Source organism: Microaerobacter geothermalis (genome assembly GCF_021608135.1).
GTDB lineage: Bacteria > Bacillota > Bacilli > DSM-22679 > DSM-22679 > Microaerobacter > Microaerobacter geothermalis.
Genome location: NZ_JAKIHL010000042.1, coordinates 19,097 through 28,613, shown reverse-complemented (window position 1 = coordinate 28,613; position 9,517 = coordinate 19,097). Strand labels below are relative to the sequence as shown.

Annotated in this window: 9 protein-coding genes; all 9 read left to right on the top strand. The window is 41.7% G+C overall.

Annotated features, from left to right (window positions below):
• Window positions 1-216: hypothetical protein (locus L1765_RS13555; protein ID WP_236408025.1), on the top strand; the 216-nt coding region annotated here is incomplete at its 5' end.
• 4 nt (window positions 217-220) lie between these two features.
• Window positions 221-2,170: a DUF294 nucleotidyltransferase-like domain-containing protein gene (locus L1765_RS13550; protein WP_236408024.1), complete on the top strand. Its 1,950-nt coding sequence runs from the start codon at window positions 221-223 to the stop codon at window positions 2,168-2,170.
• Between the two features lie 24 nt (window positions 2,171-2,194).
• Entirely contained in the window at window positions 2,195-2,494 is a 300-nt protein-coding gene (locus tag L1765_RS13545) for a DUF485 domain-containing protein (protein WP_236408023.1), read from the top strand.
• Between the two features lie 2 nt (window positions 2,495-2,496).
• A complete protein-coding gene (locus L1765_RS13540) occupies window positions 2,497-3,990 on the top strand; it encodes a solute symporter family protein (protein ID WP_236408022.1) in 1,494 nt (497 codons plus the stop codon).
• Window positions 3,991-4,003: 13 nt separating this feature from the next.
• Window positions 4,004-5,767 carry a LytS/YhcK type 5TM receptor domain-containing protein gene (locus L1765_RS13535; protein WP_236408021.1) on the top strand — a complete coding sequence of 588 codons (1,764 nt, stop codon included), beginning with the start codon at window positions 4,004-4,006 and terminating at the stop codon, window positions 5,765-5,767.
• Window positions 5,764-6,510: a LytR/AlgR family response regulator transcription factor gene (locus L1765_RS13530; RefSeq protein ID WP_236408020.1), complete on the top strand. Its 747-nt coding sequence runs from the start codon at window positions 5,764-5,766 to the stop codon at window positions 6,508-6,510. The genes L1765_RS13535 and L1765_RS13530 overlap by 4 nt, the downstream gene beginning before the upstream one ends.
• 234 nt (window positions 6,511-6,744) lie before the next feature.
• Window positions 6,745-7,047: a DUF4212 domain-containing protein gene (locus L1765_RS13525; RefSeq protein WP_236408019.1), complete on the top strand. Its 303-nt coding sequence runs from the start codon at window positions 6,745-6,747 to the stop codon at window positions 7,045-7,047.
• Window positions 7,044-8,759 (top strand): sodium:solute symporter family protein, encoded by a 1,716-nt coding sequence (locus tag L1765_RS13520; protein ID WP_236408018.1) that lies wholly within the window; start codon window positions 7,044-7,046, stop codon window positions 8,757-8,759. The genes L1765_RS13525 and L1765_RS13520 overlap by 4 nt, the downstream gene beginning before the upstream one ends.
• Before the next feature lie 149 nt (window positions 8,760-8,908).
• A complete protein-coding gene (locus L1765_RS13515) occupies window positions 8,909-9,379 on the top strand; it encodes a hypothetical protein (protein ID WP_236408017.1) in 471 nt (156 codons plus the stop codon).
• Window positions 9,380-9,517 lie beyond the last annotated feature (138 nt).

Genomic DNA, 9,517 nt, shown 5'->3' with positions numbered 1-9,517 from the left:
ATACGAAGTTCAGAAGAATACTGCATCATAACTACTGGAAACATTTACAACGATTATCCCGGGCATCCCTATACCCATTTTTATCTGGAAATTGATACCAAGCACTTGACATTTTTAGATCAGTATGACCCGGGAGGGAATTATTTTCATATCAAAGAAGTGTGCCGGATAAGGGACACTTCTTTTAAACTCAAAAAAATTACCCAGGGCGGGTGATGAAATGGAAGAGAATCAAGGGAAAATGGAAGAGAGTCAAATGAAAGAGGGTGATCAGGAGTTCATCGAATTTTTAAGCCAAGTGTCTCCTTTTGAAGCTTTAGATAAAGAAGAAATTACAAACATTCTCCTTCAGTCAAGTGTGAAAGCGTACAAAAAAAATGAAAAAATTCGTCATGATTTTTCAACTCCGCCGCAATTATATCTAGTTATCCAAGGATTATTAAAGAATTATTTGATCAGAGATGATGGTCAGGAAATGACAGTGAAGTTTTTTTATCCGGGTGAATTGGTTGGCATCATTTCTGCTCTGACAAAAGAGGATGAGGTTTTTTCCCTTGAAGCTGTTCAAGACAGCAAGGTTCTTATTATTCCGCAGTCAATATTTGAGAGGCTTCTGGGTCGAAATCCTGCTTTTGCCGAAGAGATGACACGCAATATGAGTCAAAGACTTCGACTGTTGTATAAAAGACTTCAGCAGGAAAGGTCCTTCCGTTCCATAACGGGTGAATCCTATCCTTTTGGAAAACGATTGGGAGAAATTATGGTATCACCGGTGATTCAAGGAGCAAAGGAAATCTCCCTTCCAGAATTGGCCCAATTGTTTCAAGCCCATGGTGTCAGCTCGGTATTGATCACAGAGAATCAAAGGGTGCTGGGGATTGTGACTGAAAAGGATCTGATGAAGGTTATCGCTGATCGAAAGCCCATTGATTCCCTTAGGGCGGCGGACATTATGTCTGCTCCGGTGATTACTTTAGACAGTGATGCTCTTTTCTTTGAAGCCTTAATCGTGATGATGAAGCAGAAAATCAAGCATATTCCCATTGTCGATCGGGGATATCTGGTTGGAATTGTAACGCTAAGGACCTTGCTGGATGTTAGGGGAATAGAAGTTTTATCTGTCGTAAAAGAAATAGAAGAACAGACAACCATTCAGGGCTTAGTCCGGGTAAAACCAAAAGTAAGCAGAGTACTGGAGAGCCTTCTTTCCGAGGGGGCTGGTGCCAATGAAATCTGTCATATTATCAGTGAATGCAATGATAGTATTGTTCGGCGGATATTAAAGATTACCGAAGAGGAAATGGCCCAAAAAGGATATGGATACCCGCCGGTTGATTATTGTTGGTTGGCAATGGGAAGCGAAGGTCGGAAGGAGCAAACACTAAGTACAGACCAGGACAATGCCATCATCTATGAGGATATAGATGATAAACAGCTGCTTATGGAAACCGAGAGATATTTTCAGGAGTTTTCAAACCTAGTCGTCGCAAACTTAGAGCTCTGTGGTTTTCCACGCTGTCAAGGGAATGTGATGGCAAGTAATCCTCGTTGGCGCAACACTTTAACTGGATGGAAAGATGAAATTAAACGCTGGCGTTTCAAACTTGAAGGAGATGAAATTCGGCAGTTTACTATTTTTCTTGACTGTCGGGGAGTTTATGGCAATGTAGGGCTGTATCAACAGTTGAGAGCGTATTTAACAAAACAGATTACTCACCATGAAATTTTGCATTTTCATTTGGCAAGAGACAATAATTCTTTTTCTATTCCCATTGGTCTGTTCGGCAGATTGTTGCCGACCAAAAATGAAAATAAGGAACAGATTGATTTAAAGACGGGTGGGGTTATGCATATTGTCAACTGTCTTCGTATTTTTGCTGCAAAATATGGAGTAAGTCAAGTAACTACGATGGATAGATTAAAACATTTGCACCATTTATCCATTTTTACCGGAGAGGAAACCCATCAGATAGAGTCTGCTTTCAACATCCTGATGCTCATGCGCATTCGTTTAAACATGGAACAGGTAAGAAAGGGGCTTCCTTTAAGTAATGTGATTGACATAAGTGATTTATCTAAAAATGAACTGTTACAGTTAAAAGAAGCGCTGTCAACAGCTAAATGGGTCAAACAAATGACATCACGCCGCTTTCATGTGATCGGCGGTTAAAAAACGGGAAAGGAAGGTTTTTCTGTGAACAACCGTGATTTTCAGAGGATTTTTTATTCATCTACTTTTCAAAGATTAGTGAAGCAAAAGAAAAAATTTGTCATCCCAGCTGTCCTCTTTTTCTTCAGCTTTTATTTAATGTTGCCACTCTCGATTTCCCTTTTTGCCGAGATCATGAATAGGCGTTTTTACCATTTGCTTACTTGGGGATGGGGTTATGCATTTGCCCAATTTATGATGGTTTGGGTATTAGGAATTATTTATTTTTATAAAGCCAGAATTTTTGATCGAATAAGGGATGAAATAGAGAACGAGAGGAATTAACCATGAATTTGACCTATTTTATTTTCTTCTTGTTTATTCTTGCCGGTACGTTAATTATTACCTATTGGGCTGCTAAAAGAGGGACCACAACCCACCAATTTTATTCAGTGTCCGCAAGCCTTACCGGTTTTCAGAATGGTTTGGCGATTGCCGGGGATTACATGAGCGCAGCTTCTTTTTTGGGAATTACAGGGGCGATTGCCTTGAAGGGTTTTGATGGATTTTTTTACTCCATTGGCTTTCTCGTATCTTATCTGGTGCTTTTATTGGTCATTGCCGAACCAATCCGTCACTTGGGATCCTTTACCCTTGGTGATGTCATCTTTGCCCGCTTTCCCATTCAGAAGATGCGTCTCATTACATCATTAAGCACCATTATTATTTCAATATTGTACATCATACCCCAATTAGTAGCAGCTGGTCTCTTAATTCAATTGTTATTGGGAATTGAATACGGGACAGCAGTATTTATTATCGGCAGTTTAATGACCATTTATGTGGTCTTTGGCGGGATGATTGCCACTTCATGGGTACAAATTGTAAAAACTGTTTTGCTTATGTCCGGGACGTTTCTTATTTCTCTGATTGTCTTGTCCCGCTTTGATTGGAATTTCTTCAGTCTAATGGAATATGTAAGCAAGGGAACCCCTTTTGGAGAACAATTTTTCTATCCCGGTAATCTGTTCCTTAATCCGATGGAAACTCTTTCGCTAAATCTTACGTTAATTTTGGGTACCGCTGGACTTCCCCATATCTTGATTCGTTTTTTTACGGTAAAAGATGCCCTTGCCGTTCGTAAATCTGTCATCACGGCGACCTGGATTATCGGTTTATTTTATTTAATGACACTAATTTTAGGTTTTGGTGCTGTAGCCTTTGTTGGCTGGGAGGTACTTGTGTCGATTGACCCCACAGGAAATCTGGCTGCCCCACTATTAGCTGCTGTCTTGGGAGGAGATTTTCTGATGGCCTTTATTTCTGCTATTGCTTTTGCAACGATTTTGGCCGTTGTCACAGGATTGGTTATTTCTGCCACATCATCCTTTGCCCATGATATTTACAATCACTACTTATGTAGAGGGGAAGCTAGTGAACAGAAGCAATTGCGAGTGGCTAAATTAACCGCCACATTCATCGGTTTATTCTCGATTCTCCTTTCTATGGGATTAAAAAATATCAATGTCACATTTCTTGTTTCGCTCACTTTTGTGGTAGCCGCATCCACTCACTTACCGCTTCTTTTGTTTACCCTGTATTGGAGGCGTTTTAATTCGACGGGGGCGATAACAGGTATCGTTACGGGACTGGCGGCTGCAGTGATTTTAGTACTCTTAGGTCCTTATATCTTGATGATTATTCCCTTATATAACCCAGGCATTATTGCCATTCCACTTGGATTTTTGGGGGCTGTTTTGGGAACGGTATTTTCCAAACAGGCCATTGATGAGGAAACTTTCATCAAGATCCTTGTTCAATCGCAAACAGGGTTAAAGTAAAGAGGGTGTGAACATGGAGGCACTTACAGTTACCTTATTTGAACGGATTGGATTATGGCTGGTTTTTGCTTTTATGATGACTCGAATTCCTTCCTTTCGTTATTTATTGGATCGTGAACTTGATTTAAAGACAATTCTTTTGCACTCGATGATCTTTGGGATTTTTGGTATTGCTGGGGCACAAGCAGGGATTACTATCGCAGACGGAGAGATAATTTCCAAGTTATTGATTTTTCGACTTGAAGAAGGAGAAACGCTTGTTGGATCAACCTTAGTAGCTGTTGTGATCGCTGGTTTGATGGGAGGACCTTTAGTAGGGTTAGGGTCTGGGTTTATTGTCGCCGGGTATTTATATTTTTTAGGCGGGGAAGGGGTAATTGCCAATACTTTGGTTCATCCTTTATCTGGTTTGTTCGCCGGTTTTACGGCCCGTTTCTTTTCACAGGAACGGGTGATTGCTCCGGCAAAGGCTTTATTTATTGGGATGTTTACCCCTATTTTGCACATGGCCTTGATACTCATTTTTACGTCAAATCCTGATGATACGATTCAATTAGTGAATACGATCGGTCTACCGCTGGTGATTACCAATAGCGTAGCGATTGCTATCTTTACGGCTATGATTCAAGTGGCGCTAAATGAAAAAGAACAGGAAGCGGCCCTGGAAACCAAACGAGCGTTAAAAATTGCTGAAGAAGCTCTTCCTCACTTAAGGCAAGGGTATAATTTTCAAACGGCAATGAAAATAGCCCAGTTATTGCGCAATGAGCTAAAAATTGCTGCCGTTTCCCTGACAAATAAAAAAGAAGTTCTTGCCCATATCGGACTGGGAGCCGATCATCACCAACAGGGGGAACCCCTTAAAACCTTTCTTTCTGATAAAGCGTTAGAGACGGGAGAAATTCAAATTGCCTATGATCGTGAACAAATCCATTGTCAGTATCTCGAATGCCAATTACAGGCGGCGATTATTGTCCCTATTCGCCAGTCTGGAGAGGTAGCAGGGTTGATCAAGCTATATTTTAGACGCTCTCAACAAATACGTGCTGTAGAAATTGCTCTGGCCCAGGGATTGGGAAAATTGATTTCCAATCAATTAGATGTCGTGGCCGCTGAAAAAATGAAGGCGTTAATTCAAGAGGCAGAACTGCGTAACTTACAAGCACAAATTAATCCGCATTTTCTCTTTAACACACTACATTCCATCGCTACGTTGATACGTGTCAATCCAACTCTGGCACGCCATCTTATTGTACAATTGGGTTTCTTTATGAGAAGTAATTTGAAACTGACTTCTACTTCATTCATTCGCCTGGAACAAGAACTGAAACAGCTACATGCTTATTTGGAAATTATGAAAGTGCGGTTTTCAGATAAATTGAAAGTAAATTATCTTATTGCAGACGGACTGGAGGAAGTGCTTATTCCCCCTTTTACACTGCAACCTTTAGTAGAGAATAGTATTCAGCATGGATTAAGGGATATGGAATGTGGTGGGGAAATTCAGATTCACCTGAAACGTATGGAGAATGTAGTGCAAATTGAGATATGTGATAATGGAACTGGAATCCCTGAACACTTGCTGAAGCAATTAGGAAAACATCCACTAGACAGCAAAAAAGGGAGCGGAATTGGGCTTTATAATGTGAACCAGCGTTTAACCAGCTTATTAGGAGAAAAGGCTTCTCTTCATTTCAGGAATGTCCCATCAGGGGGATGCTCTGTTTCTTTTCAAATTCCCGTTTCTTTCGAAAGAGAGGAGGAAGAAATTGCATGAAAATCAAGGCGATGATTGCTGAAGATGAACGCTTAGTCCGGGAGGAATTAGCCTATCTTATTCAGCATGAAGAAGATTTTATTCTTTGCCCGAGCGCGGAAAACGGACAACAATTATTGGAATTAAATGATAAATACCAACCGGACGTTATATTCCTCGATATTCATATGCCGGGCCTGTCAGGCATCAAAGTAGCTGAAAAAATAAAAGCGGACAACCCCAATGCCCCCCTGATTGTCTTTACCACCGCTTACGATGAATACGCATTGCAGGCTTTTGATTTGGAAGCCGTTGATTATCTGTTGAAGCCCTATGACACCGGTCGATTTAAAGAAGCCATTAACCGCATAAGAAAAAAATTTGCGCTTGAAGCTAAACCATTTTCAGTCCCAGATGCCAAGCGGTCTCAACCTTCTAAATTGTTGATTGAAGATGGAGAGAAAGTGGTTGTCGTTAACCCCCATTCGATCTATTATGTGGTCCGAGCCGAGAGGTACCTAGAAATTCACACGGATCAAGAAATCATGCAAACAAAAATGACGCTGCAGGAACTGGAAGAAAAATTAAGGGACTTGCCGTTTTTTCGCTCCCATCGCAGCTATTTGGTCAATATTGAATATATCCAGGAAATTGTTCCCTGGTTTAATGGAGCGTATAATCTGATTCTTAAAAATAAAGAAAAGACAAAAATTCCGGTAAGCCGCTCTTCGGCCAAACATCTATTCGAAATTTTTCAACGTTAATCATTCTTCGTAGCCATTTATACCGAATTATCTACAGTTCAGGCACAATTATTTGCAATTCGCGCAACTTTTTATCATTTTTATAATTTTCTTATTATAATAAAATTTAGAAAAATGAAAGGGGTGATAAGAACAGCAACTTTGAAATTCTTTGCAAGCGGTTTATTTTTTGTCACAGAAATTTCAAATTTTTCATCGCTGTAACGCTTCGAAATTATTAACGGAGGTGTAATCATGTCGGCTAATCATGAACAGCAGAAGCAAGAGTATTGGAAAAAGAATATCGCTCTTATTCGCAATCTTTTGATTATTTGGGCGGTGGTGTCATATCTTGCAGCCATCATTCTGGCGAAACCGTTCTCCGATATTCAGTTTTTTGGAGTTCCGCTTTCATTCTGGTTTGCTCAGCAAGGTTCAATCTTGGTATTTGTTGTTCTGATCTTTTATTATGCCAAACGGATGGACCGCCTTGACCAAATGATTACCGGGAAAGCAGAAGTATCAAGCACTAAACCAGGGAAGGGGGTCTCATCATGAGTGTCGAAGCTTTAACACTTATTTTAGTGATTCTGACATTTGGCATTTATATTTATATTGGTTGGTGGGCAAAAGCTAGAGATACTGCCAGCTTCTATGTTGCAGGCAAAGAAATTCCTGCCGTTGCAAACGGTGCGGCAATTGCTGCTGACTGGATGTCTGCCGCTTCCTTTATCTCGATGGCCGGACTTATCGCATTTATGGGGTATGATGGCACAGTATATCTGATGGGTTGGACTGGCGGATATGTATTGCTTGCCCTTCTGCTTGCGCCATATCTTCGTAAATTTGGCCGCTATACCGTTCCAGATTTTATCGGAGACCGATATTATTCTAACAGTGCCCGTGCCGTGGCAGCGATAGCAACGATATTTATCTCTTTGACTTATGTTGCTGGTCAGATGCGCGGCGTTGGAATCGTTTTCAGTCGCTATTTACAGGTGGATATCGCTGTCGGAGTTATCATCGGAATGGCAATAGTTGCTTTCTTTGCCGTACTTGGTGGAATGAAAGGGATCACCTGGACTCAAGTTGTACAGTACTTTGTATTAATCCTAGCTTATCTTATTCCGGCGATCGCTATCGCATTCCAGCTTACCGGCAATCCAATTCCGCAATTGGCTCTTACGTTCAGCGATATCGCCCAACGTTTAAGCCAACTGCAGGTCGATTTGGGTCTAAAGGAATATATTGCACCGTTCCAGAGTTTGTCGGCTGTTAACGTATTTGCTGTAACACTGGCCCTTATGGTAGGTACTGCTGGACTGCCCCACGTGATTGTTCGCTTCTATACCGTTAAAAACGTACGATCGGCTCGCTGGTCCGCCGGTTGGGCATTGGTTTTCATCGCATTGCTATACACTACCGCACCAGCTATTGGGGTTTTTGCAAAATATAACTTAATAGAAAGCTTAAATGCGAAACCAATCGAAGAGGCACGGCAAATCGAATGGGTATCCAAATGGGAATCCACCGGTTTGCTAAAACTTGAGGATAAAAATGGTGATGGAAATCTTTCTTTCACCGGGGATAAAAACACGAATGAAGTTACCATTGACCGTGATATTATCGTTCTTGCAACTCCTGAGGTTGCTAAGCTGGCTCCATTCATTATCGCCCTCGTGGCAGCAGGGGGTCTGGCGGCAGCCCTATCAACGGCATCCGGTTTATTGCTGGCAATGTCCAGTGCCGTTTCACACGATCTATACTATCGAGTATTTCGACCTAATGCTTCAGAAGCGCAGCGGCTAAAGGTTGGACGCCTGATGATTTTCCTTGCCGTGTTGCTAGCTGGATATTTCGGGATCAAACCGCCAGGATTTGTGGGTGAGGTGGTCGCGTTTGCCTTCGGTCTGGCGGCAGCAAGCTTGTTCCCCGCTATCCTGTTGGGTATCTTTGACAAGAGGATGAACCGTGAAGGTGCCATATCCGGTATCCTTACCGGACTCTTGTTCACCGGAATTATGATTCTGCTCATGCGTTCTCCGCAAATCTTCGGCACATCGGCACCGGTTATCAAAGATTTCTTGGGAATTAGTGCCCAGGGTATTGGAGTCGTCGGAATGTTGCTTAACTTCATCGTATCCTTCGTTGTATCCCGTGCAACGGAAGCACCACCCCAGGAAATTCAGGATATGGTAGAGGATATTCGCACACCGGAAATATTTGATACGGTGGATTCCAATACAGGAGGCGTAAGACATTCTCACTAAGAAAAATAGGATTACATGAATGGATAGGAATGGTTATATATAGACGGAACTATAAATTCACATCGGATAATGTATGCTCTTGAAAATTTAAATCGGGGAGGATCAGCCCTTCCCGATCACCTTCTTTTCATAGATAGGAGGCCAATAAGATGACATGGACGATCATACTTGGGATTCTTGCCATAGGGATTTATATGTTTACACCGATGCTGGATCTTAGAGTAGTTCGAAAAGCTGTTGGAATCATTTTTTTCCTTGAACTTTTTTATATCATTGGCTATTACCTAATGGGTTGGCCTTTCCCTACCCCTCTTGTCATCATGCAAATATTTATCGTCGTTGGTTTGGGTGTAGCGCTAGGCGTTGTTTTTTCACGGGCCTGGCCATTATCCCCTCGACCGGGATTTGAGCGGGTGATGCGAACTCTTCTTCTTGTGATCCCCTCATTAGGATTGGGGATTGGACTTCAACTTCTCTTGCAGGGAAATGAAGCAACGCAAGCGATCTATCTGATGTTTGCCCTTTCTGCCTGGCTAGGTTCAGGACATTTTGTGAGAAAAGAAGAAACGGGCCCCAAAAAACCCAAGGCTAAACCAAAAGCATCATCCTCTACCGCATAAGATTATCTTTTTCATCTATCGTTTTATATAAAAAGGAGGGCAATACCCTCCTTTTTTTGTAATTTAATTTATCTTAACAGGGTCTTTTAGCCCCTTTTTAATCTAACCCGTCAGAGAGGAGCGGGACGTCGTCTCGGC